The sequence below is a fragment of the Pseudomonas guariconensis genome, assembly GCF_015680235.1.
Lineage (GTDB): Bacteria > Pseudomonadota > Gammaproteobacteria > Pseudomonadales > Pseudomonadaceae > Aquipseudomonas > Aquipseudomonas guariconensis_A.
The window spans coordinates 99,251-123,495 of sequence record NZ_JADLJL010000003.1; the positions used below are offsets into that span (position 1 = coordinate 99,251).

Genomic DNA, 24,245 nt, shown 5'->3' on the forward strand with positions numbered 1-24,245 from the left:
CGCCAACACCTGATCGGCCTGCTCCTCGACCAGGCCGACCGTGCGGCTGACCTGGCCGATCAGCTCGCGGATGCGTTGCACGGTCTGGTTGAACCCCTGGCCCAGTTCACCCAGCTCGTCCTGGCTGCGGGCGCGGAAACTGACGGTCATGTCTCCGGCGGCAACCTTGTCCATGGCCGAGCCGAGGTTGCCCAACGTCTCGCGAATGGAGACGTAGAAGGCTCCGGCAAGGTAGATGATCAGGGCGAACACCACGGCCAGCGCAGCGACCAGGGCGACCATGCGCAACCGGTGCTCCTCCAGGCGCGCCTGCAACTGCACCTGCAAGTGGGCGAGAATGGCGTCGTTGAGCCGGTAGGTCTGCGCCATCAGGCCGCTGACCTGCTGGTAGAACCCTGCCCAGGGCGCCTCCAGGGTCTCGGCCATCACCACTTGGTCTTCGAACAGGCCGGCCGCCTGCTTGATGGTCGCCTGGCTGGCCTGGGCCAGCTCGGCCAGGCCGGCCTTGGCCAACGGGTCGGCGGCCAAGGCTTCGTCCAGTCGAATGCCGTAGTCGGCGGCCAGCCGCTCCAGGCGTTGCAGCAAATCTTCGAAACGGGCGCTGCCGGAGGAGTCGATGAAGCCACGGCCCAGGGCCGTGGCCCCCATCGCCCGCCCTTCGCCCAGCGCCTGGGTCACCTGGCCCGTGGCCGTACCCAGCACCTCGCTGAAATGGCGCACCGACGCCTGGCTGTCCTGGTCCAGGCCCACGTGGCTGGCCACCTGCTTGACCAGCACCTGAGCCTGCACCAGCAGTTTGTCCACCAGGGCCGCCTTGCTTTGCAGGGATGACTCGTTGCGGGCCCGATCGAGCAGTTCGCCCACCTCGTCGCGCCGGGCCCGCAGTTGCGGGTCGTCGAACTGCAGGGCCTGCAGCTTCGCTGCGACCTGCTCCTGGCTCTGGCCGATGCGTTGCTCCAGGTCGCCGGCCTGCCCCGATTGACCGAGCATGACGTTGACCTGCAAGAGGTTGCCCAGGGTTTCCAGCTCCCCGCGCAAGGCCAGGGCGCCCGCCAGAGGGGCCAGGCCCTGGAGTTCGACGCGAGTGGTATGGAATTGCTCATAGACGCCGCGCACCAGGTAGAAGCTGGTGACCAGCATCGGCACGAAGAACAGGGCGCTGATCAGGCTGAACTTCAAGCCGAAGCTCAGCCGGTCCATCAGGGCGATGGCCGGATAGAGCAAACGCTGCATGCGCATCTCCTTGGATTCTTTTTATTCTTTGAGGTAGCACAAGGCCATTAACGGCCAGGCGACCTGTATAGCGCAGAACGAATCCAAGGTTTGTAATTTTCTGTAGGCGCGGCCTTGTGCCGCGAAAGGGCTGCAAAGCAGCCCCTAACCCCGCACGCCCAGTCAGACCAACACGGTCCACAGCGCAAAAAACGCGTACCACAGCACCGCACAACGCAGCAGTAGCTCCCAGAGGCTGTCCAACCGCCCCAGCCCGCGCTGGTTGTCTTCTTCCTCGGGCACCGTGTCGGCCACCCGCCCGACCCGCGCCACCAGGTGCCCGGCACTGATGTGCCAGTTGAGCAACTCGTGCAACATGACCCGCACCACCGCGACGAAGTTACCGACCAGGGCGAAGCTCAACGCCAGCACCCGCACCGGCACCCAGTCCATGGTATGACGCAGTTGCTCGGCCCGTTCCTTGAGCGCCGGTTGCCGGCTGTTGCCCGCGCACAGAGCCAGCAGGCGATAGGCCAGGGCCGCCCCCGGCCCCAGCAGGAAATACCAGAAGATCACCGCGAAAAAGCTCTGGTACGCCTGCCACAGCAAATGACCCTGCACCCGGATCAACAAGCTTTGCGCATCGTCGGCGGCCAACCCCAGGTCTCGCTCGGCCACGTGCAACGCGGCCTGGTCATCGCCCCGGCGCCAGGCATCGCGGAACGGCCCCAGGGCCGCCTTGGCATCACCCCGCCCAAGGCTGTAGATCAGCACCAACAGGTGCACCGGCAACGCCAGCAACCCGTAGGCCACCGGCTCCAATACGTGCAGCAGCAAGACCAGCAATGCCACCGGCGCCAGCACCAGGATGGCAAGGGTCCACCAGGGGTGTACCTTGCCGCTGCGCTCCAGGCGCACCAGCTCGCCCAAGAAGAAACCATCACGTTGCAGCCGCTGGCGCAGGGCGGAGAATTTCTCGACCCAGAGCACCAGCACCAACACCAGGAAACTCATGCATTGTCCTCATTGCACTGCAGCGCCGCGCGATAGCGGCACCAGTCGAAGGCCGGGCCCGGGTCGGTCTTGCGTACCGGGGCGATGTCGCTGTGGCCACAGATGCGCTGCGGGCCGATCACCGGCCAGGCGCGACGAATTTCGCGAGTCAGCTGCTCCAGGGCGGCGTACTGGGCATCGGTGTAGGGCAGCTCGTCGGTGCCTTCAAGCTCGATGCCGATGGAAAAATCGTTGCAACCCTCACGCCCCTCGAAGCTCGAGACACCCGCATGCCAGGCCCGGTCGAGCAGGGACACGAACTGGGTCACCGCACCGTCACGCTCGACGAATAGGTGCGCCGATACGGTGAGGTGGCAAATGTCCTGGAAATAGGGGTGCTCGTTTGGGTCTAGCTGGTTCTGGAAGAACTGCTGCACCTTGCCGGTACCGAAGCAGGCCGGCGGCAGGCTGATGTTGTGGATGACCAGCAGGGAGATGGCTTCGCCTTCGGGGCGCGCATTGAAGTTGGGCGAGGGGCAGTGGGTAACGCCGCAGAACCAGCCTGTCGCTCGATCCAATTGCATGGAGCAGTTCCTGAAAATCGTCGGGAAGGTAGCCAGTATGCCCCGCACCCGATGCGCTTGCATGTAAATGATTGTTCAGCGAGCCGCCTGGGAGCGCAAGCGTCCGAGCACTGCTTCCAGTGCCCGCTCGAACAGCAGCCCGTCGTCCAGCAGGCGCAGCTCGCCGCGGCGCAGGGCCTGGACCAGCCCCGCACGGTTCCACTCGCGCACCTTCATACCGGTGCGGTTGGCGAAGACGAAGCGGTCATGGCTGTCGATCCTGGCCACCAGCTTGCAGCGCAGCAACTCGTCGTCATCCATCACCTCGACCCACGTACCGACCCGCAGCCGCTGCACCTGAGCCAGTTCCGGCCCTTGCATGTCCGGCTGCAGCAAGGGGCCGCACGCGGACTCGTCGGCCACCGCAAGAATGATTTCCTCGGCCACTAGTCTGTGCTCCACGGCACAGTCGCTGCTCGGCGTACCCACGCAGGCAGCCAGGTGCAATTGCTCCAGCTGCTGGAAGAATTCGCGGGTGGTAACCGCGTCCATGACCACGCTCGCCAGGCCCTCGCGCAGGGCCTTGAGCAGCCCGGGCACCTGCTGCAGCAAGCGCTCGCGCGCCTGGGGCTCGTGGTGCGGGGCGATGCTCGCCAGCAGCGTGTCCATGGTCGCCAGCCCTTGCGTCCAGGCCGGGGAACCCACGCCATGCTTGAGCCAGGCCAGCAGCAAGACTTGGCTCCAACCCTGGACCAGCATGTGCACCACCGCCTGCGGCAGGACCCGGCCATGCAAGCGCAGGTTCAGCTCCTGTTGCACCTGCAGACGAGCCTGCAGGGCCCGGGCCCGCCCTTGCTCGGCATCTCGCGTGCGTTGCTCGAGCAGTTCGTTGCGTCGGCGCTCTTGCTGGCTGAAAGCCAGGAAGTCCTCGAGCAGTTCGTTGAACAGGCGAGAGTCATCGGTGAAGTCGTTGAGCAGGCGCTGGACAATACGCTCAATGCGCAGTTGCAGGCTGTCGCGCAGCCCCTCGCTGCCGGCCTCCCAACCGATGGCGGCCGCCGCGATCTCGTTGAGCAGGCGCCGGGCCGGGTGGCTGGCACGGCTGAATACGGCCTTGTCGAGCAAGGCCACCTTGAGCAATGGAATGTGCAGCCGCTCGATCAGCTCGCGCACGGTCGCTGGCAGGTTGGTATCGCCTTGGATGAATTCGAACAGCAAGCCGACCAGGTTGAAGGTGTCTTCGTCGGCCGTGGCGATGCAGCGACGCGTGCCGCTGCGCACGCTGACCCGCAGCAGCAGTTGTTCGAGCTGCTGCCCTAGATCGAAGTCGTCGGCCTCGCTGGTGGCGGGCAGGTAATGTTGCAGATGAGAAAGCAGCCGCAACAAGTCGCCGGTGCTGACCGGCTGCGCGCCGGCCACCTGCTGGACACGCGGCGCAACGCGGCCACGCATGGGTGCCAGCAAGGGCTGCAGGGCGTCGAAAAACACCTGGCTGGCGTCATCGACCTGCAACTCGTCGGCCGCTGCCGGGCGGCTGGATGCGCGCTCCAGGTGACGACGGTCCTCGGCGCGGCGCCGTGGCACAGCCTTGAGTTCAGGCAGCACCCCAGCGCTGGCCAGCAACTGGTTGGCCTGCTCGTAGAGTTGGTCGATGTCGCGCAGCACATAGCGCTCGAACAATTTCAGCAAGACCAGCTTGACCCTTGGCCCTACGCCCAGGTCGCGCCCGGCCTGCAGGAAGAGCTCGCACAAGCGTTCAGGCTCCAGCGCGAGCCCTTGGGCCAGAGGGGTCTCGAGCAGGGCCTGGAAGCGCTGCGTCAGTTGCTTGAGGGCCAGGCCATCCCGGGACAATACCCGCGCGACCATCGCCTCGACAACGGCAGAGCGCTCCAGTTGCGCGGTGCTGCGCGGGTGATCGGCCACGCTCGATGGCCGCTCATCGGCCTGATTGAGCCGGGCGAACGCATCGTGAAAGCGGTCGAGGAAGCCGCGTTCGATGCTCTTGCGCTTGAGGCGCAGGTCGCGCATCGCCTCGAAGTACAGGTTCTGCTCGAACCGTTCACTGGCCTTGTCAGCCATTTCGAAAAGGGTGTCATCGGCATTGTCGAACAGCCGCTGCAGGCCCAGGCGCAATTGCAGCGCCGCCTGGTCGCGCACCTGCAAGAGCGGGACCGGCAGGCAAGGCAAGGGCACACGCGCCCCTCGATCGATGGCCGCCGCCAGCGGCACCACCTTGCCTTCTATCTGCATCCCGGACTCCTTGTAGGGTGTTCTGTTCGAATGACCTGGGCTAGTCAAAACCATGACGCCAAATACTGGTCGCATTATCGGTAAAAAATCTGACAGCTTCTAGCGCGATCTACTTACGCCCCCAACTGACCATGGGTTCGCCGAAATGCTCACTCGTCCTGACCAAAGGTCACCGGTGTGGTTGCCGCTGTACACGTCGGCCCCCTGCCCTATAATCGCCGGCACCTAGCTTGTGGAGCCGACCATGCCGAACCTACGCCTCGCCGACCTGACCGCCGAAATCGAAGCCAACGTGCGCCGTGCGTTGCTGGAAGATATCGGCAGCGGCGACATCACCGCCCAGCTGATCCCGGCCGAGCGCCTGGCCAAGGCGACTATCATCACCCGCGAAGACTGCTCCATCGCCGGTACCGCCTGGGTCGATGCGGTGTTCCGCCAGCTCGACCCGCGAGTGGCGGTGCACTGGCAGGTGGCCGACGGCGATCGGGCCAAGGCCAACCAGGCGCTGTTCCACCTCGAAGGCCCGGCGCGTTCGTTGCTCAGTGGCGAACGCACGGCGCTGAACTTCCTGCAGATGTTGTCTGGCGTTGCCACCCGCGCGCGCTTTCTCGCCGACCTGGTGCAAGGCACCCAGGTGCGTCTGCTCGACACCCGCAAGACCTTGCCGGGCCTGCGCCTGGCGCAAAAATATGCCGTGACCTGTGGCGGTTGCGACAACCATCGCATCGGCCTGTATGACGCCTTCCTGATCAAGGAAAACCATATCGCGGCCAGTGGCGGGGTGGCCGAGGCGGTGGCCGCGGCGCACAAGATCGCCCCGGGCAAGCCGGTGGAAATCGAAGTGGAAAGCCTGGACGAGCTGCGCCAGGCGCTGACGGCCGGCGCCGACATCGTCATGCTCGACGAATTGACGCTCGATGAAATGCGCGAAGCCGTGCGCATCACCGCCGGCAAGGCCAAGCTGGAGGCCAGTGGCGGCGTCAATGAAAGCACCCTGCGGGTGATTGCCGAGACGGGGGTGGACTACATCTCCATTGGTGCCATGACCAAGGATGTGAAGGCGGTGGATTTATCCATGCGTCTTAGCCTGTAAATCGATCCTGCAACAAGCCCGTACCGTCGGGACTGCAACGGGGTGCAAAGCGCCCCGATTGCCTGAATGACCGACATACATCCTGATTATTGCGCAGCCCATCTTCCTTCGACAGCAGGCAAGCCTGCTACCTGACCTCATATAAAAGATTCCTACCCCATTAAAGAATCTGGCCACTTGCAACTTACCTGGCAGATATGATCGTACCCGACGTCATAGAGCATCCATACCATTGATGGACTGGCGTTATTCCGGCTATCAAAGGAGAAATACTATGACGCAAGACACCCACGTACAGTGCTTAGTGATCCATCGGCTGTTTATTGAACAGGCATAAAAAAACCCGACCCTGGGTGCCCAGGGTCGGGTTCAAAGCATCAACGATCGTTAGAACGATGCGTTGGCCAGCCCGTCCAGGTAACGCTCGACGTCCAGTGCAGCCATGCAGCCGGCACCGGCGGAGGTGATCGCCTGACGATAGACATGGTCAGCCACGTCGCCTGCGGCGAATACGCCTTCGATGTTGGTGGCGGTGGCGTTGCCTTCACGGCCGCCGTTGACCACCAGGTAGCCGTCCTTGAGGGTCAGCTGGCCTTCGAACAGCGAGGTGTTCGGGGTGTGGCCAATGGCGATGAATACACCGTCGACCTTGATTTCGTCGCTGCTGCCATCGTTGTTCTTCAGGCGGGCACCGGTTACACCCATGTCGTCACCCAGCACTTCGTCCAGGGTGGCGTTGAGCTTGAGCTCGATCTTGCCTTCGGCCACACGGGCGTGCAGCTTGTCGACCAGGATCTTCTCGGCACGGAAGGTGTCGCGACGGTGTACCAGGGTCACCTTGCTGGCGATGTTGGCCAAGTACAGTGCCTCTTCCACGGCCGTGTTGCCACCGCCCACCACGGCGACCGGCTTGTTGCGGTAGAAGAACCCGTCGCAGGTGGCGCAGGCCGAAACACCCTTGCCCATGAATGCCTCTTCCGACGGCAGGCCCAGGTAGCGGGCGCTGGCGCCGGTGGCGATGATCAGGGCGTCGCAGGTGTAGGTGCCGCTGTCGCCCTTGAGGGTGAACGGCTTGTTGGCCAGGTCGACGGCATTGATGTGGTCGAAGACGATTTCGGTCTCGAAGCGCTCGGCGTGCTCCTGCATGCGTTGCATCAGCGCAGGGCCGGTCAGGCCGTGGGGGTCGCCCGGCCAGTTGTCGACTTCGGTGGTGGTGGTCAGCTGGCCACCCGCCTGCATGCCGGTGATCAGCAGCGGCTTGAGGTTGGCGCGGGCGGCGTAGACCGCAGCGCTGTAACCGGCAGGGCCGGAACCGAGAATGATGACGCGCGAATGACGTACTTCAGACATGTCGAACTCCTGTCGAGGCGGCCGCGGGCCGGCATCGGTGTGGAATTAAAAGGGACCCACGCAGCACTTGGGGAAGGCTACAACGCGTAGATCCGAAACCAAAAGTTGAGCGCACTGTAGCGAGGTCGCAGAGATTAAGGAAATATCCTTCGACAATCCACCTTATAGAGTGCTTCTATCCAAGGCGAAAACCGATAGAAAATCTTCACTCGCTTTTGTTACAGGCCATTGCTCCGGGACATGGCGCCTTTCGTCGCGCCGGCAAACTCGGGTAAGGTCAGCGCGTTTTCCCTTTGATCCGGAGCGTCTCGATGCAAGCCCCTGTCCTCTCTGGCCCCCAGTACCTGCGCGAAGGGCTGAAACTGGTCATGAGCCCGAACCTGCGGCTGTTCGTCCTGCTGCCGCTGGCGGTCAATTTGCTGTTGTTCGGCGGCCTGATCTACTTTGCCGGGCACCAGTTCAGCCTATGGGTCGATGCCTTGATGCCCACCCTGCCGAGCTGGCTGAGCTTTCTCACCTACATCCTCTGGCCACTGTTCGTCGCCTTGGTGGTGCTGATGGTGTTCTTCACCTTCACCCTGGTGGCCAACATCATCGCCGCGCCGTTCAATGGCTTCCTCGCGGAAAAGGTCGAGGTGGTGGTGCGCGGCGAGGACACCTTCCCCGCCTTCAGCTGGGCTGAGTTGATCGCCATGGTGCCACGCACCCTTGGCCGCGAGATGCGCAAGCTGGGCTACTTCCTGCCGCGGGCCATCGGCCTGTTCATTCTCTCGTTGATCCCGGTGGTCAACGTCGTGGCCGCTCCGCTGTGGCTCATCTTCGGGGTATGGATGATGGCCATCCAGTACATCGACTACCCGGCGGACAACAACAAGATGAGCTGGCAGGACATGCTCGCCTGGTTGCGCAGCAAGCGTTGGCAGTCGCTGGGGTTCGGTGGCATTACCTACCTGGCCTTGATGATCCCGTTGGTGAACGTGCTGATGATGCCGGCGGCGGTGGCAGGCGCCACCTTGTTCTGGGTGCGTGAAGAAGGGCTCGGTAGAACGTCCCAGCGATAGATATTTACACCAGGTACGCTTCCGGTCAGCGGCTCAATCATCGCCCACACCTTGTGGTATTTCATCTTTGGAGGATGACCAGATGATTGACGAAAAGCTGAAGGAAGCCATCCCTAACCAGCAAACGACTGACGTAGATCCTGTTGATGCAGCGCTTGAAGCGCTCGCCGAGCCTGAACTGGAAGCACCGGAAACATTTGCTGAACCTGAGCAAACCCGTGTGTTCGAGACCATAGAGCAACCTGAAGGCCCAATTGACCCCCTGGGCCCGGTGGGTCAACGACGCGGGGTAGGCAAAGAGGGACCCGACCTCACCAATGCCGAAAATGAAGCATTTGAAAAAGTACAGGCGCGTGCTGAGTTCCTGCTTCGGGACGTACTGCCAGCACATGGCTTGGACCCGTTCGGGGACTGGATCATCCACGCCAAGGACGATTTTTCCGAACGGTCCCATGCCGTCACGTTCCTGACATGGGCATTCATTACCGGAACCCTGCAAAAGCCAGATGTGGTTGAGTATGAAGATGCTCGTACAGGCGAGGTGGTTACCGATACAGACGGCAACTTCTGGGCCGCCCTGCAAGAAACCTTCAACCTCATGATGAGGGCAGGCGTCATCGCCTGATGCTTGAGATGCTCCAAGGCCTGCGCGCAGTTCGCGCCGCAGGCCTTTTCCAGCGCTTGCTCAAAGGCTCAACTGGCTGGAAAACCGCCCCACCGCATCCACCACCTTCTTCGCGCCTTCCTGGATCTCGACGATCACCCCACCGGTATCGGCAGCCAACGTCAGCCCTTGCTCGGCCTGGCGCTTGCTGGTGTCGATGATATCCACTGCTGCCTGGGCCAGTTGCTCGTTCTGCAGTACCACCTTGGCAATCTCGTCGGTGGCCGTGCTGGTGCGCGAGGCCAGTTGGCGCACTTCATCGGCCACCACCGCGAACCCTCGCCCCTGCTCGCCTGCCCGTGCCGCTTCGATGGCCGCGTTGAGCGCCAGCAGGTTAGTTTGCCCGGCGATATCGCTGATGGTCTTGATGATCGAGCCGATCACCCGGGACTGTGTGTCCAGCGCCTGGATTCCCTGGGCCGCGTCCTGCATCGAGCGCTCCAGACCACGCATCACATCGACGGTCTGGGTCACCACATCCGTGGCCTTGCGCGCGCTGGCATCAGTGCCCAGCGAGGTGTTGTAGGCGATATCCGCAGCCTCGGCCACGGCCAGTTCCTGGTTGACCTGGTCGGTGATCACGGTCGCGAACTTGACCACTTTGTAGAGCACGTCATGGGCATCGATGATCGGGTTGTAGGACGCCTCCAGCCACACCACCCGGCCATGGGCATCGATGCGCTTGAACCGGTCGGCGACGAATTCGCCACGGCGCAGCTTGTCCCAGAAGGCCTGGTAGGCTGGCGAATTCGCTTCTTCAGGTTCACAGAAAATACGGTGATGCTTGCCGCGCACCTGCTCCAGGGAATACCCCATGGCCTGCAGGAAACGGTCATTGGCGGTCAGCACCTCGCCTTGCAGGTTGAACTCGATCAGCGCGGTTGAGCGCATCAACGCTTTGATCAGGCTTTCGTGCTCGCGAGAGGTCTCGATGGTGCGCGTGAGGTCGCTCGAATGCAGACTGAAATAGCGGATTCGCCCGTCGCTGCTCTTGACCGGCTGCAGGATCGAACGCAGCCAGGCTTCCTGGCCATTGCCGCGCAGCAAGCGGAAGGCGCCGTTGAGGTGTTCGCCACGGGTGATGGCGCTTTTCATGCGGTGATAGAAGTCCAGCTCCTTCACATGGGCCGGGACGATGTCCTCGATATTGCGCCCGATCAATTGCTCGGCCCGGTAGAGCATCTCCTGTTCGAAGTTGCTATTGACCGACTCGATACGACCGTCGGGGCCAAGCTGCAGGACCAGCATCTCGCTGTCGAGGCTTTCCTTGACCTGCTCGATGGACATCAGGTCCTCGCGCAGTTGCTGGATTTCTTTCTTGAGTTTGCTATTGAACATGACCGCTCCCGGGAGCGCACCCCGACCGTTTGGATACTTCTGCATCGGCTGGCCCCACCGGATTCTTGAGTGGCCCACAGGGAAATGTTCACACGGACAAAACCTGAAACACACGGCGTCATTGGCCAGTCACCAACCTGTCACATGAACGCAACGGCCCAGGCGGACACTTTTGACATGAACATACCGCCCCTGCGCATCACCCTCGTCACCGAAACCTTCCCACCCGAGATCAACGGCGTGGCCAATACCCTTGGTCGCCTCAGCGATGGCCTGCGCCAACGCGGGCACCACGTGGAACTGGTACGCCCTCGCCAGGCCAGCGACAACGCCAGCCACGACACCGACGACCTGTTGCTCTGCCGCGGTTGGCCGTTGCCTGGCTACCCGGGTTTGCAATGGGGTGAAATAACCAAGCGCGCGTTGGTACGACGTTGGCGTCGACAGCGCCCGAATGTGCTCTACATCGCCACCGAAGGCCCGCTGGGCTTGAGCGCACTGCGCGCCGCGCGGCACTTGGGCATCGCCGTGGTCAGCGGCTTCCATACCAACTTCCCACAGTACTCGGGGCAATATGGCCTGGGCCTGCTGACCCGCCTGCTCACCCATTACCTGCGATGGTTCCACCGGCGCACCGCGGTCACCCTGGTGCCCAGCGCCAGCCAGCGCCTGGAGCTCGAACGCCGGGGCTTCGAACGCCTGGGGTTGATGGCACGGGGGGTCGATGCCTGCCTGTTCAACCCGGCCCGGCGCAGCCAGGCATTGCGCCAGGCGTGGGGCCTGGGGCCGGACGATATCGCCGTGATCCATGTCGGCCGCCTGGCCGCAGAGAAGAACCTTGGGCTGCTGCAGCCTTGCATGGACGCGTTGCACAAGGCTTACCCACAGCGGCGCATGCGCCTGGTGATCGTTGGCGATGGGCCACAACGCGAGCGCCTCGAACAGACGCTCCCCGATGCCGTGTTCTGCGGTGCGCAACGGGGCCAAGCGCTGGCAGAGCACTATGCCAGTGGCGACCTGTTCCTGTTTCCGAGCCTGACCGAGACGTTCGGCAATGTGGTTCTCGAAGCCCTGGCCTCGGGCTTGGCCGTGGTCGCCTACGACGAGGCGGCCGCCGCCCAGCATATCCGCCACGGCCACAGTGGCGGCCTGGCGATGCCAGGTGACCAGGCGGGTTTCATCGATGCGGCGTGCTGGTTGTTGGAGGAAGACGAGACCCTACGCAGAGTACGCCTGAATGCACGGCAGCACGCCAGCCGTCAGGGCTGGCCGGCGATCGTCGAGCAGTTCGAGGGGTACCTGGCCAATGCCTGCCGACAGCCTGAGGGCAACCGAACGGTGGCCGCGGGCCTGGAATCATCGGCGCCGCGCAGCTAAACCCCATCGCCGGCAAGCCGGCTCCCACAGGGTGTGGTTGGCGCTGCACCAGTGGGAGCCGGCTTGCCCACAACCATAGAATCTCCCACAGGGGGGCAGCGCTAGCCGCTTGTTCGCTGCGCACCGCTCAAAGGCACCGCGATACCTGAGCGGCCTTGCGCCGCAAAAGGGCTGCAAAGCAGCCCCAGGCCCAAAACGCTGAAACCTCAGCCCAGCGCCTTCTCGATCGCCTGGACCACCGCCGGATCGTCCGGCGTGGTACGCGGAGCGAAACGGGCCAATACGCGGCCATCCTTGCCCACCAGGAATTTCTCGAAGTTCCAGGTGATATCCCCGGGGAATTCAGCCCCCTCACCCGCCAGCAGGCGGTACAGGGAATGGCGCTGCGGCCCGTTGACCTCGAGCTTGGCGCCCAACGGGAAGCTCACCCCGTAGTTGAGGCTGCAGAACGCCTGGATCTCCTTTTCGCTACCCGGCTCTTGCCCGGCAAACTGGTTGCATGGCAAACCCAGGACACTGAAGCCTTTGTCCTTGTATTCCTGGTACAGGTTCTCCAGAGCCTTGTATTGCGGCGTCAGGCCACACTTGGAGGCGACATTGACCACCAACACCACCTGGCCCTTGAACGGTGCGAGGGGCAGTTCCTCGCCGTTCAGCGCCTTCAACGTCAGGTCGTGAAATGCACTCATGATGACTCCCCTCTCAGGTTCCCGATGGTCGCAGGGGCGAATCGCGCCCACTAAAAAGGCGCGCGGCCAAACCGTCATCCTTCCCCAAGGAAGGCAAAACGGCTTGCCCGAGCGCCTGGCGACTCTCTGAGCTTAGCGCAGAAAATCAGTGGTGATGGCCACCTTCACCGTGGATATGACGGTGAGCGATTTCTTCATCGCTGGCGTCACGCACGTTGACTACCTTGACCTTGAAGTTCAGGCGCTGGCCGGCCAGCGGGTGGTTGCCGTCGACGGTGATGTCGTCGCCGTCGATGTCGCGGATGGTGACGATCTGCATCTGGCCATCCGGCGCCGAAGCGTGGAACTGCATGCCGACTTCCAGCTGGTCGACGCCTTCGAACAGGCTGCGGTTCAGGGTGCTGACCAGCTCGGCCAGGTATTCGCCGTAGGCTTCTTCAGGTTCGATGGCAACGTTCAGCTCGTCACCGGCCTGCTTGCCTTCCAGGGCTTTTTCCAGGCCCGGGATGATGTTGGCGGCACCGTGCAGGTACACCAGCGGCGCACCACCGGCGGAACTGTCGATGACCTCCCCGGCGTCGTTGGTCAGGGTATAGTCGATGGAGACAGCCTTGTTGGCGGCGATCAGCATGGGGCAAGACCTTTTGCAAAAGAATGTAGAGCGATCAAGTGTAACCAACGCATCGCCCGATTGCGAACGCGTGTCGGAGAATGACAAATCCGTCAGTCGGATCACCGGCTTCCACCAGGACGAAGAGGGCCACTGGGTGGTCGAGCTGTCGTGCGGCCATACGCAGCACCTGCGCCACCAGCCACCGTGGCAAGCGCGGCCCTGGGTGCTCGACCCGGCCGAGCGCCAGCGCCGCATCGGCCAGGTATTTGCCTGCGGCTGGTGCGCCCAGGGGCCCGATAGCGCTACCCTTGGCGGCTGAACCCTTGCACCGCTTATTTCGAGAAGCACGCATGCAAACATTTTTCATCGCGCCGACCGACTTCGGTGTCGGCCTGACCTCCATCAGCCTTGGCCTGGTGCGCACCCTGGAGCGCGGCGGGCTGAAGGTCGGCTTCTTCAAGCCGATCGCCCAGCACCACCCCGGCGATACCGGCCCCGAGCGCTCCAGCGAACTGGTGGCGCGCACCCATGGTATCCGCCCGCCGACGCCCCTGAGCTTGGCCCAGGTCGAGCGCATGCTCGGCGATGGTCAACTGGACGAGTTGCTCGAGGAAATCATCCGCCTGTACCAGCAGGCCTGCATCGGCAACGACGTGGTGGTGGTCGAGGGCATGGTGCCGACCCGCCACGCCAGCTATGCCGCGCGGGTCAACCTGCACCTGGCCAAGAGCCTGGATGCCGAGGTGATCCTGGTGTCGGCGCCGGAAAACGAAGTGCTCAGCGAACTCTCCGGCCGTGTCGAGCTGCAGGCCCAGCTGTTCGGCGGCCCGCGCGACCCGAAGGTGCTCGGCGTGGTGCTCAACAAGGTACGCACCGACGAAAGCATGACCGACTTCGCCGCCCGTCTGCGCGAGCACTCGCCGCTGCTGCGCGGCGACGACTTCCGCCTGTTGGGTTGCATCCCCTACCAGCCCGAGCTCAACGCCCCGCGCACCCGCGACGTGGCAGAGCTGCTCGGTGCCCAGGTGCTCAATGCCGGGGACTACGAGCAACGGCGCATGAACACCATCATCATCTGTGCCCGCACCGTGGCCAACACCGTGCCACTGCTCAAGCCCGGCACCCTGGTGGTGACCCCGGGCGATCGCGATGACATCATCCTCGCCGTGAGCCTGGCGGCAATCAATGGCGTGCCGCTGGCCGGCCTGCTGCTGACCAGTGACAGCAAGCCCGACCCGCGCATCCTGGAACTGTGCCGGGGCGCCCTGCAGGCCGGGCTGCCGATCCTTTCGGTGGGTACCGGCTCGTACGACACCGCCAACCGCCTCAATTCGCTCAACCGGGAAATCCCGGTGGACGACCGCGAGCGCGCCGAGTTCATCACCGACTTCGTCGCCAGCCACCTCGACGCGGCCTGGCTGCATCAGCGCTGCGGCACGCCGCGCGAGCTGCGCCTATCGCCGGCGGTATTCCGCTACCAGCTGATCCAGCGCGCCCAGCAGGCGAACAAGCGTATCGTTCTGCCCGAGGGCGCCGAGCCGCTGCTGGTGCAGGCGGCAGCCATCTGCCAAGCCCGCGGCATCGCCCGTTGCGTGCTGCTGGCCAAGCCCGAGGAGGTCGAGGCGGTTGCCCGCGCCCAGGGCATCACCCTGCCGCCTGACCTGGAAGTGCTCGATCCCGAGCTGATCCGCGGGCGCTACGTCGAGCCGATGGTGGAGCTGCGCCGCAGCCGCAACCTCAACGCGCCGATGGCCGAACAGCAACTGGAAGACCCGGTGGTGGTCGGCACCATGATGCTGGCCCTGGATGAAGTCGACGGCCTGGTCTCGGGCCTGGTGCACTCCACTGCCAACACCATTCGCCCGGCCTTGCAGCTGATCAAGACCGCACCGGGCAGCAGCCTGGTGTCCTCGGTGTTCTTCATGCTGTTCCCCGAGCAAGTGCTGGTGTATGGCGACTGCGTGATGAACCCCCACCCCAGCGCCGCAGAGCTGGCCGAGATCGCGCGGCAGAGCGCCGAGTCGGCCCAGGCCTTCGGTATCGCACCACGGGTGGCGATGCTCAGCTATTCAAGCGACTCGGCGGCCAGCGACGAGGAAGTGGAGAAGGTGCGCGAAGCCACACGCCTGGCGCAGCAGGCCGAACATGACCTGCTGATCGACGGCCCGTTGCAGTATGACGCGGCGGCCAACCCCGAGATCGCTCGCCAGCTGGCACCGGCAAGCCCGGTCGCGGGCCGCGCCACCGTGTTCGTATTCCCGGACCTGAACACCGGCAATACCACCCACAAGGCGGTGCAGCGCAGTGCCGATTGCGTAAGCCTGGGGCCGATGCTGCAGGGGTTGCGCAAGCCGGTGAACGACTTGCCGCGGGGCGCGCAGGTGGACGATATCGTGCATACCATCGCCTTGACCGCGATTCAGGCCAGCACCGTGCGCTGAAATGCAAAGGGGCCGCTACGCCCCCATCGCGGGGCAAGCCCGCTCCCATTAGGTACGGCGGTGTCTATGAAAACAGCGCAGACCCGGTGGGAGTGGGCTTGTCCCGCGATGGGGTGCGCAGCGGCTCCTCGTTCCTTACACCTTACGGGTACTGCTGCACAGTGCCCTGCTGGTCATACTGCTGGCCCGGAATCGGCTTGAGGTTCACTTCCACGCGACGGTTCTGGGCGCGGCCGTTGGCGTCGGCGTTGCTGGCGATCGGCTGGTCCGGGCCCATGCCGCGAACGGAAACGCGCGACGGGTCGACACCCTGGGAGGTCAGGTAGGTGCTGACGGCCTGGGCACGACGCTGAGACAGGTCCATGTTGTGCTGGCGGCTGCCGGTGCTGTCGGTGAAGCCCACCACCTCGATGGTGTTCTGGTTGAACTGCTTGAACGAGTTGGCCAGGTTGTTCAGCGGCGAGTAGAAGCTTGGGGAGATGTTCGCCGAATCGGTGGCGAAGGTGATGTTGCCCGGCATGATCAGCTTGATCTGGTCACCCTGGCGCTGCACCTCGACACCGGTGTTGGCCATCTTCGCACGCAGCTCGGCTTCCTGCTTGTCGGCGTAGTAGCCGTAGCCTGCGGCAGCGGCGCCCACCGCGGCAGCACCGATCAGCGCGCCCTTGCCACGGTTGTTATGGTCGATGGCGGCACCGGCGATGGCACCGGCCAGCGCGCCCAGGCCACCGTACTTGGCGGTCTTGCTCATCCCTGTGGAGCCTTGAGCCTGGCCCTGGCTGTCATAGGGGTTCTGGCCGGCACAGCCAGTCATCAGGGCAGCAGCGGTAGCGACGATAATCAGACGACGCATGGTGAACATGGACAAGCTCCTACAGATATTCGAGAGTGCAACAGGTCATGGATGGCCCTATGCCAGCCTTGGACCCAGGCGAAACGGAAAAATTCCCTGAAACCTCAGGCCCGCACGAAAGGATTTTCGCGCATCTCGTCGCCAAGGCGGGTATCCGGGCCATGGCCCGTGACCACCACCGCCTCTTCATCCAGGCAATACAGCCGCGACTTGATGGAACGAACGATAGCCCGCTGGTCGCCCCCCCACAAATCGGTACGACCGATGCCGCGGCGGAACAAGGTATCGCCAGCGATCAGCAGCTTGGCATCGGCGAACCAGAAGCTCATCGAGCCAGGCGTGTGGCCAGGCGTATGCAAGGCCACACCGCAGCCGCAGGCCAGCGCCTCGTCATCGCCCAGCCAACGGTCCGGCGACGGCACTGGCGTGTAAGGCACACCGAACATCTGGCACTGCATCTCGAGGTTGTCCCACAAAGGCTGGTCGTCCTTGTGCAGGTGCAAGGTCGCGCCGGTCAGCTCCTTGAGCTTGCCCGAGGCGAGGAAATGATCGAAATGGGCGTGGGTGTGGATGATGCTCACCAACGTCAGGCCGTGGGCCTGCAGGCGCGCGAGAATCTTCTCCGGGTCACCGCCCGGGTCGACGACGATGGCCTTCTTGCTGACCGGGTCGCCGACCAGGGTACAGTTGCATTGCAGCGGGCCTACGGGGAAGGTTTCGCGGATCAGGGTGGTGGGGGCGGTCATGGGCGGCTCCTAGATACTGCCGGCATGTTAGCGGTGCCTGGTGGGCCTGTCTCGGGTGTTTGTCTTGGACTATGCAGTGTGACGCAGATCGAGCGCCGCACGGGCGGCGCTCGATCTCACAGGCACCGCATACCTCGCCCCCTGCCACTAAGGCAGATACAACCGGAACAACCCCCCCCCCAGCGCCCCGCCATTGGCGATCTCGATGCGCCCGCGCACGCCGTTGCGTTCGTGCAGGGCCGCGATGCGTGCGGCGAAGTACAGGCCAAGGCCGGTGCTGCCAGTGCGTGAGTCGATACCCTGGAGGTAGTCCTGCTGACGCTCGAGCATACGCTCTGGATAACCCGGGCCATCGTCGTTGACGCTGATGACCAGTTGTTCGCCCTGCTCCTCGATGCCAATCAGCAGGGCGTGGCCGGCGTGGCGGATGGCATTGGTGAGGACGTTGGCCACCACCGAGGCGACCAGTTCGCGGTCGAAGAACCCCAGCGGGTTGTCGGTGTCGATGCGCCAGGTGGCGAGGATGTCGCGATGCCTGAGCACTTCCTGCTGGGCCGCGAGCTGAGCCTCGATGAAATCGTCCAGCTCGTGATAGTCGGGACAGATCGGCAACTGGTTGATACCCAGCTTGTACAGGCCCAGCAGCTGGACCAGCATGCCGTTCAAATGACGGAACTCATGCTCCATCACACCCTGCTCGCTGCCACCGTGCAGTGCCTCGGGCAAGCGTGCCAGCCATTGGTCGTGGGCCTGGATCAAGGCCGACAGCGAGTTCTTCATGTCGTGCACGGTGGAGGCGATCACCGTGGAAAAATCCAGCCCCAGTTCGTCTCTATTCATGCGCCGAAGATCCGGATGTGCAGTTTGCGGTAGCGGTCGTAGCGGCTGTCGCTGGCCGGGATGCCTGCAACGCTTTGCAGGCAGTTGCGGCACTCCTGCATGATCGCCGGCGTGGGGCTCTCGCCGCCCACACGCAGCAGCGCCTGGGCGGTATTGAGAGCGATGCTGATATTCTTCGGTTGCAGCGCCAAAGCCCGGCGGAACATGTCCAGGGCTTCGCCGAGCTGGCCCGCCTGGTAGCTGCGCACACCCTGGCGGTTGAGGTCGACCGCTTCGGTGACGGCGCCGAGCACGGCCGGATCGTCGGTGACGCGGGCAACGCTCTGCATGACCTTGGGATCGTCGCCATAGGTTTCCACGCAGCCCTTGAGGATGCTGGTGCCTGCCGCTTCCTGGCCGAGCTGCTGCAGTTGCCTGGCCACGGTCAGGGCGGCCTCGACCGAGAAGAACTGGTCCATTTTCTCCAGTCGCTGCAGAGCCTGTTCGGTGAGCTTGCCAGCGGTTTCGGGGTCGCCGGCCTGCTGCAGGCTGGCGGCCTTCATCAGGCGCGCGCGCACTTGCAGGCCCTGGTCTTCGACGTGTTCCTTGGCGACATCGCTGAGCACGCTGTTGATCTCGACGCGGGTGCGCGCGTCCAGGCCGTTGCCGACATTCTTGTTCATCAGCGCTTGGACCAGGCCCAGGTTGCTCTCCGGGTCCTTGTAGCGCGAACTCTGCCCTTGGTTGACTGCATGCCGATAGGCCTTGGACGCGCTCTCGAAATCTTCGTTATCCAGGGCCAGCTTGCCCAATGCCGCCTGCCGGCGCACGGCCAGGGGCGACAGGCGCACGGCCTCTTCGAGCATGTGCTGGGCGCGCTTGGTCTCGCCCTGGGCCACCAGCACCTCGGCCAGGCCGTCGTAAAGGCTGGGCATGATCGGAAACGCCTTGAGCGCTTGCTCGAAGACGCCCTGAGCTTCGGCGTGCTGGCCGCGCTTGTGCAGCAGGTTGCCCAGGGCAGCATAGACCCAGGGCTGCGGGCGACTGGCCAGAATGGTCTTGAGGAACTTCTCCAGCTCCTCGACGCGGTTCAGATCACGCAAGGCATCGGCCCTGTAGCGCAGGCACAGCGGGGCGAAGCGCGGGTCTTGCTTGCACAGTTCGGCGCAGGCCGCCAGCACCTCGGCCGGGCGGCCGCGGTCCAGGGCCTGGAGGATGGGTTTGAGCAAGGTCTTGCGCTGCGCCAGCTTTTCCAGGCGCTGGGCCAGGCCCACGCGGTTGAACGGTTTGGTCAGGTAGGCATCCGGCTCGTGCTCCAGGGCGCTGAGCACGATCGCCTGGCTGCTCTCGGCGGTGACCATGATGAACACACATTCATGGCTGATCAGCTTGTCCAGGAGCAGGTCTTCGAGCACCTGCTGGCCGTTCTTCTTGCCGTCGCCAAGGTGAAAATCCTGAAGCACGAAGTCGTAGCGCTTCTGCGCGCACATGCGCAGGGCCTGCTCACCGCTGTCGGCGGTGTCCACGTCGCGTGCGCCCAGCTCCCGGAGCATGGAGCGGGTCGAGGTACGAAAGTCGGTGAAATCATCGACGATCAGAAAGCTTTTTTGCCCATACTGCAGCATCAATACGACCTGTATTGGCGAGGGGTTGGAGGGTGGCACGCGACGATGCCCGACATAGGGCCTGGCAGTGTCGACGCAGGCCGCCCCTGTAGGAGCGGGTTCGTCCCGCGATGACGTCGGCACGGATAGCCAGTAACCCGAACAGCTTATCGGCAGCAGGCGAGGAAAACTGAGGGCGCGATGACGCCGGCAGCTATGGCAGTCAGGCAAGCAACCCGAGCGACTTGGCCTTGGCCACCGCCTGGGTGCGCCGCTCCACGCCAAGCTTGCTGTTGATATGGCTGGCGTGGGTCTTGACGGTGTGCAGGGAGATGAACAACCGCTCGCTGATCTGCTGGTTCGAGCACCCCTGGGCGATCAGCTCGAGCACCGCCAGCTCACGGCCACTGAGCGCTTCGGTACTTTCATTGACCACCACCGGACGCGGCAGGCGCGCCAACAGCTCCGCCTGGACCAGGCAGGCCGGATGCGCCGCCAGTTGCTCCCGCAACCAACAGGGGTGCGCCTCGAGCAACCGCTGGAAGGGCTGTAACACGCCCCCTTGGGCCGCCTCCAGCGCTTGGGGCAAAAGGGCCTCGGCCTCCTGCACCCGGCCTTCGTCGAGCAACTGGGCCATCCAGTGGCATAAACCGCAGACCACTAGCATCATCCCGCCGTTGCCCTGGCCACGCGCGACCAGCGCGCGAAGGCGGCCGGTGGTCTCCTGTGACCGGCCCAGCACGCCGTCGAGCAGAGCCTGCTGCAATTCGATATGAAGCGGCAGCAATGGATGGAACTCCGGTGCCGCCGCCGGTTGTTCGCCGCCGTAGGTCTGGCCCAGGCGCAACAGCCAGGACTCGGCGAGGTCCGTGCGCCGCTGGGCGAGCCACAGTTCGCACTTCACCAGGGTGATCATGGCCAGGTAGAAGATCGGCGGCACGTCCCAGATATGCATCAGCCGCTCGGCCTCGGCCAGTTCGGCGAAGGCTTCGGCAAAACGCCCTTCGCGGCCGTCGAGCGAGGCGATCACGCAGTGGCCGATCAAAACGCTGATGTCGCGGCAGGCCCGTGCTTCGCTGAGCCCGGCGCGCAACCGAGCGCGGCCCTGGGCCGGCTGCAGGCGGGAGACCAGCAGGTAGCCTTCGTACAGGGTCAGCCTGGCCCGCACCGCATACAGGCGCTGGGCAGCCAGCCCCTGCAAGCGCTGCAATCCTTGGCGCACTTCCTCCAGGGCCCGCAGTGCTTCGCCCCGGGCATGCAAGACCCGGGCGCGATCATAATGGGCCAAGGCCTCGAACAGAGGGTTGCCGACCCGCTGTGCGAGCTCCAGGGACTCGCGGTTCCAGCCACGCGCGCGCCAGAAGTCACCGTCGGCGATCGCCAGGTTGGACAACGTCGACAGGCACACCAGACGCTGGCCGTAACGCTTGTACGGCAGGCTTTGCAGGGCTTCGCTGCAGTAATCCAGGGTCCGCTGGCGATCTCCCCGCCCCCGGGCGATCACGCCGCTCAACGCCAGCCACTGGGCGAGCATGGATTTTTGCGCGGTGGCCGAGGGCGCAGGCAGGAAACGGCTGAGATGGGCGGCCAATTCCTCGGCCGCATCCAGCTGGCAGGCCAGGCCCAAGGCCCAGCTGTACAGGACGATCAGGCGCGGGGTGCTGATGAGGAGACTATCGGGCAGGTCCATCTTCCAGCGTAGCAACATGCCGACATTCTGCTCGGCCAGCAGTTGCTCCTCGGAAAGGCTTTGCACCAAGTCGGCAGCCACGTCCAGATGGCCGGCGCGCAGGGCCTGCTCCACGGCTTCGTCGAGCAGCCCCTGGACCTGGAACCAGCGGCAGGCCCGCAGGTGCAACGCCCCCAGCGACTCGCTGCCCTGGCGGCTGCGCAGCAGGTCGGAAAACAGGTGATGGTAGCGGAACCAGTGGCCGTGCTCGTCCAGCGGCACCAAAAATACCTGGTGGGCCTGCAGGTAGCGCAGGATGCCCATGCTGTCGTCGCGCTCGCGTAGGGCATCGCACAATTCGGCGCAGAAACGCTCCTGGCAGGCAGTGTCGTAGAGGAAGGCCTGCACATGCGCTGGCAGGATATCGATGACTTCCTCCAGCAGGTAATCCCTGATCAACCCTTCGCCGCCGTGCAAAGCCTGGGGCAAGGCGTTGTTTTCGCCCGATTCGCTGGCCGCCAACTGCCAGAAGCGCAGCCCCGCGACCCAACCGTCGCTGCGCTGGATCAGGTTGTCCAGCGCCTGACCGCGCAGGCCGGAGGGTTGTCGACCGATCACGGCCAGCGCTTCGTCGGGCGTCAGGCGCAGGTCTTGCTCGGTGAGCTCGACCAACTGACGTGACAGGCGCAGCCGGGCCAGGTGCCAGTCCGGTCGTTGGCGGCTGGTGACCAGCAGCATCAGCCCATTGGGCAGGTGGTTGAGGAAGAACTGCAGGCAGCGGTCAAGCACCGGCCCCTGGGCCAGGTGGTAGTCATCCAGCACCAGCAACACGGGCGAGTCCGGTTGCAGGTAGAGGGCAAGCTCGTCGAGCAGGCCGTCGAGCCACTCTTCGAAGGCGAACGGCTGGTGGCGCTGACGCATCTTCAGAAGGCCCATGGCCTGGCCACCAAGCGCCGGGCAGAACTGCTGGAGCCCTTCGAGCAGGCGTTCGAGGAAGCGGCCTGGGTCGGCATCCCGCGGGCTCAGGCCCAGCCAGAGGCTGCGCCAATGGGTCGGCAGGGCCTGGCAGAACTCGATGGCCAGGGAGCTCTTGCCGAAACCGGCCGGCGCATTGACCAGCAACAGGCGCCCACTCAGCCCGGCGTGCAGCCGCTGGCACAGGCGCGACCGGGGAACGTGCCCATCCGGCAGTGGTGGCCGGAAGAAACGCCCGTCCAGCAGGCCCAAGGCCTGGCTGGCGAATCCATGCGTACGGGACAGGTCTGTCATGGCCGGCTCGTTCAGGGTGGAGGACGATGGCAGTACGGATTGTTGCGAGACTAGCGGGTAACGCGGCGCATTTGAAGATGATGGCTGCATCAGACGAGGAAAAGACTACAACAAAAAGCAACAAGACCGATGGCGGGAATGGGCGGGCATTGGATGCGTGAATGGGGCTGCGATGCAGCCCATCGCGGCACAAGGCCGCTCCTACAGGGACCGCGCAGGCCGTGCAAAAAGGGCTGCAAAGCAGCCCTTTGACCTCACGCGAGAACGAACCTCAACGCACGCCATCCTGGCGCAACGCGGCAGGTTGGAACTCGCTGCGGCTGGCACTGAAACCGAAGTCGTAGGCGCGCTTCTCCTCGTTCTTCATGCCCAGCGCCAGGTAGCGACCCGATTGCAGGTCGTAGATGGCTTCCAGCGTGTACCAGGGCACCTGCACGTTGTAGTAGTCCTGGGCATGGGCTTCCGATACCCGCCACAACTGGCCACGACCGTCGTACTGGTCGATCACCGCGGCCTGCCAGGTGTCCTCGTCGATGTAGAAGTCACGCTTGGCATAGATGTGCCGCTGACCCGGTTTCAAGGTCGCTACCACATGCCAGACGCGGCGCAGCTCATAGCGGGCCAGGTCTTGGTTGATGTGCCCGGGTTTGAGGATGTCTGCGTACTTGAGCGTCGGCGAATCGAGCTTGTAGGCGTTGGACGCAATGTACATCTCTTTCTTGCCTTCGAGCTTCCAGTCGTAGCGGTCCGGTGCCCCGTTGTACATGTCCAGGTTGTCGGAGGTACGCAGGCCATCGGCCGCGGTGCCCGGGCCGTCGTAGGAAACCTGCGGGGCCTGGCGCACACGGCGCTGGCCGGCGTTGTAGATCCACGCCTTGCGTGGCTCCTTGACCTGGTCGAGGGTCTCGTGAACCAGCAGCACGGTGCCCGCCAGGCGCGCCGGGGCGGTGACCTTCTGCTTGAAGTAGAACAGGATGTTGCCTGGGTTGTTCGGGTCGTAGTCCTTCATCCGGTCACGGAAGACGAACTGGTCCTGGAAGTACACCAGGCTGTACGAGCCGTTCTGCTGTGGCGTGGCCTGGGTGACCAGGCGCGTGACGCTGCCACCGCGATAGCGGGTGATGTGGTTCCAGATCACCTCAAGGCCGGTCTTCGGTATCGGGAACGGCACTGCGGTGCGGAAATCCTTCAGGCCGTTGCCGCCTTCGACCAGGGTGGTCTTGGTGGCGTTCTCCTTGATGGCGGCGAACACTTCATCGGGCACGGTGGCGCCACGATGGGTCTTGTACACCGGGATCTTGTAGGTGTCCGGGTAGCGCTTGAACATCGCCAGCTGGCCGGGGGACAGCTTGTCCTTGTACTGGTCGACGTTCTGCGCGGTGATGGTGTACAGCGGCTGCTCGCCCGCATAAGGGTCGGAGAGGAAGCCTTTGGCGTCGGCACTGCCTGCAGTCTTGGACAGCGGCTGCCAGGGTCCGATGGTGCCATCGGCGTTCCCGGCCTTCTCCGCCCCCATCGGGGTGAGGGTCGTGCCCAGCTTGGCCGCCTCGTCGGCGGACACCGCAGCCATGACGCTGGTCGCCAGCAGGGACAGCCCCAGCACACCGGCCTTCAGCAGACTCTTGGTCTTGTTCATTCTGT

At 64.1% G+C, this 24,245-nt stretch carries 19 protein-coding genes and 2 pseudogenes; 6 read left to right on the forward strand and 15 right to left on the reverse strand.

The genetic code is table 11. The features are described from left to right. Positions 1 to 75: 75 nt before the first annotated feature. The 4 genes and pseudogenes from IRZ56_RS23400 to IRZ56_RS03775 all read right to left on the reverse strand — a co-directional run. A pseudogene (locus IRZ56_RS23400) lies at positions 76 to 1,239 on the reverse strand (HAMP domain-containing protein); the annotation flags it as partial. Between the two features lie 156 nt (positions 1,240 to 1,395). Further along, positions 1,396 to 2,226, reverse strand: coding sequence for a regulatory signaling modulator protein AmpE (ampE, locus tag IRZ56_RS03765; RefSeq protein WP_196143695.1), 831 nt, complete (start codon positions 2,224 to 2,226; stop codon positions 1,396 to 1,398). Beyond that, positions 2,223 to 2,789, reverse strand: a complete 567-nt coding sequence (gene ampD / locus IRZ56_RS03770) for a 1,6-anhydro-N-acetylmuramyl-L-alanine amidase AmpD (protein ID WP_196143696.1) — start codon at positions 2,787 to 2,789, stop codon at positions 2,223 to 2,225. The genes ampE and ampD overlap by 4 nt, the downstream gene beginning before the upstream one ends. A 75-nt stretch (positions 2,790 to 2,864) precedes the next feature. After that, a complete protein-coding gene (locus IRZ56_RS03775) occupies positions 2,865 to 5,018 on the reverse strand; it encodes a DUF1631 domain-containing protein (RefSeq protein WP_196143697.1) in 2,154 nt (717 codons plus the stop codon). Positions 5,019 to 5,262: 244 nt separating this feature from the next. Between IRZ56_RS03775 and nadC the strand changes: the two genes are divergently transcribed. Continuing rightward, a complete protein-coding gene (gene nadC / locus IRZ56_RS03780) occupies positions 5,263 to 6,111 on the forward strand; it encodes a carboxylating nicotinate-nucleotide diphosphorylase (protein ID WP_196143698.1) in 849 nt (282 codons plus the stop codon). Positions 6,112 to 6,498: 387 nt separating this feature from the next. On the opposite strand, the gene trxB is transcribed toward nadC, so the two are convergent. Further along, positions 6,499 to 7,461 (reverse strand): thioredoxin-disulfide reductase, encoded by a 963-nt coding sequence (trxB, locus tag IRZ56_RS03785; protein ID WP_196143699.1) that lies wholly within the window; start codon positions 7,459 to 7,461, stop codon positions 6,499 to 6,501. A gap of 311 nt (positions 7,462 to 7,772) precedes the next feature. Between trxB and cysZ the strand changes: the two genes are divergently transcribed. Next, positions 7,773 to 8,522 carry a sulfate transporter CysZ gene (gene cysZ / locus IRZ56_RS03790; protein WP_196143700.1) on the forward strand — a complete coding sequence of 250 codons (750 nt, stop codon included), beginning with the start codon at positions 7,773 to 7,775 and terminating at the stop codon, positions 8,520 to 8,522. Positions 8,523 to 8,604: 82 nt separating this feature from the next. Beyond that, entirely contained in the window at positions 8,605 to 9,147 is a 543-nt protein-coding gene (locus IRZ56_RS03795; RefSeq protein ID WP_196143701.1) for a hypothetical protein, read from the forward strand. A 60-nt stretch (positions 9,148 to 9,207) separates the two neighbouring features. Here IRZ56_RS03795 and IRZ56_RS23405 read toward each other — a convergent pair whose 3' ends face one another. Together IRZ56_RS23405 and IRZ56_RS23410 are read right to left on the reverse strand one after the other, a co-directional pair. Then, entirely contained in the window at positions 9,208 to 9,639 is a 432-nt protein-coding gene (locus IRZ56_RS23405) for a methyl-accepting chemotaxis protein (protein ID WP_419182922.1), read from the reverse strand. A 162-nt stretch (positions 9,640 to 9,801) separates the two neighbouring features. Then, positions 9,802 to 10,569, reverse strand: a pseudogene (locus IRZ56_RS23410) (PAS domain-containing protein); the annotation flags it as partial. 132 nt (positions 10,570 to 10,701) lie between these two features. Here IRZ56_RS23410 and IRZ56_RS03805 point away from each other — a divergent pair. Further along, positions 10,702 to 11,901, forward strand: a complete 1,200-nt coding sequence (locus IRZ56_RS03805) for a glycosyltransferase family 4 protein (RefSeq protein WP_196143703.1) — start codon at positions 10,702 to 10,704, stop codon at positions 11,899 to 11,901. A gap of 206 nt (positions 11,902 to 12,107) precedes the next feature. On the opposite strand, the gene IRZ56_RS03810 is transcribed toward IRZ56_RS03805, so the two are convergent. Both IRZ56_RS03810 and IRZ56_RS03815 read right to left on the reverse strand, forming a co-directional pair. Beyond that, positions 12,108 to 12,590 (reverse strand): glutathione peroxidase, encoded by a 483-nt coding sequence (locus IRZ56_RS03810; protein WP_196143704.1) that lies wholly within the window; start codon positions 12,588 to 12,590, stop codon positions 12,108 to 12,110. A gap of 145 nt (positions 12,591 to 12,735) precedes the next feature. Continuing rightward, entirely contained in the window at positions 12,736 to 13,221 is a 486-nt protein-coding gene (locus IRZ56_RS03815; protein ID WP_084858548.1) for an FKBP-type peptidyl-prolyl cis-trans isomerase, read from the reverse strand. Here IRZ56_RS03815 and IRZ56_RS03820 point away from each other — a divergent pair. Both IRZ56_RS03820 and pta read left to right on the forward strand, forming a co-directional pair. After that, positions 13,220 to 13,522, forward strand: coding sequence for a DUF3565 domain-containing protein (locus IRZ56_RS03820; RefSeq protein WP_196143705.1), 303 nt, complete (start codon positions 13,220 to 13,222; stop codon positions 13,520 to 13,522). The two genes, IRZ56_RS03815 and IRZ56_RS03820, sit on opposite strands and share 2 nt — an antisense overlap. A 31-nt stretch (positions 13,523 to 13,553) precedes the next feature. Next, a complete protein-coding gene (gene pta, locus IRZ56_RS03825) occupies positions 13,554 to 15,644 on the forward strand; it encodes a phosphate acetyltransferase (protein WP_196143706.1) in 2,091 nt (696 codons plus the stop codon). Positions 15,645 to 15,786: 142 nt separating this feature from the next. On the opposite strand, the gene IRZ56_RS03830 is transcribed toward pta, so the two are convergent. The 6 genes from IRZ56_RS03830 to IRZ56_RS03855 form a co-directional block, all read right to left on the reverse strand. Beyond that, the gene (locus IRZ56_RS03830; protein ID WP_196143707.1) at positions 15,787 to 16,506 is read right to left on the reverse strand and encodes an OmpA family protein; all 720 of its coding nucleotides are present in this window, start codon (positions 16,504 to 16,506) and stop codon (positions 15,787 to 15,789) included. A gap of 95 nt (positions 16,507 to 16,601) precedes the next feature. Then, positions 16,602 to 17,243 (reverse strand): MBL fold metallo-hydrolase, encoded by a 642-nt coding sequence (locus IRZ56_RS03835; protein WP_196143708.1) that lies wholly within the window; start codon positions 17,241 to 17,243, stop codon positions 16,602 to 16,604. Between the two features lie 147 nt (positions 17,244 to 17,390). After that, entirely contained in the window at positions 17,391 to 18,083 is a 693-nt protein-coding gene (locus IRZ56_RS03840) for a sensor histidine kinase (RefSeq protein WP_196143709.1), read from the reverse strand. Then, positions 18,080 to 19,687 carry a tetratricopeptide repeat-containing response regulator gene (locus tag IRZ56_RS03845; RefSeq protein ID WP_196143710.1) on the reverse strand — a complete coding sequence of 536 codons (1,608 nt, stop codon included), beginning with the start codon at positions 19,685 to 19,687 and terminating at the stop codon, positions 18,080 to 18,082. Before IRZ56_RS03845 ends, IRZ56_RS03840 begins: the two co-directional genes overlap by 4 nt. Positions 19,688 to 19,889: 202 nt before the next feature. Continuing rightward, positions 19,890 to 22,604 (reverse strand): LuxR C-terminal-related transcriptional regulator, encoded by a 2,715-nt coding sequence (locus IRZ56_RS03850; RefSeq protein ID WP_196143711.1) that lies wholly within the window; start codon positions 22,602 to 22,604, stop codon positions 19,890 to 19,892. Between the two features lie 271 nt (positions 22,605 to 22,875). Beyond that, positions 22,876 to 24,240 (reverse strand): DUF1329 domain-containing protein, encoded by a 1,365-nt coding sequence (locus IRZ56_RS03855; protein WP_196143712.1) that lies wholly within the window; start codon positions 24,238 to 24,240, stop codon positions 22,876 to 22,878. Positions 24,241 to 24,245 lie beyond the last annotated feature (5 nt).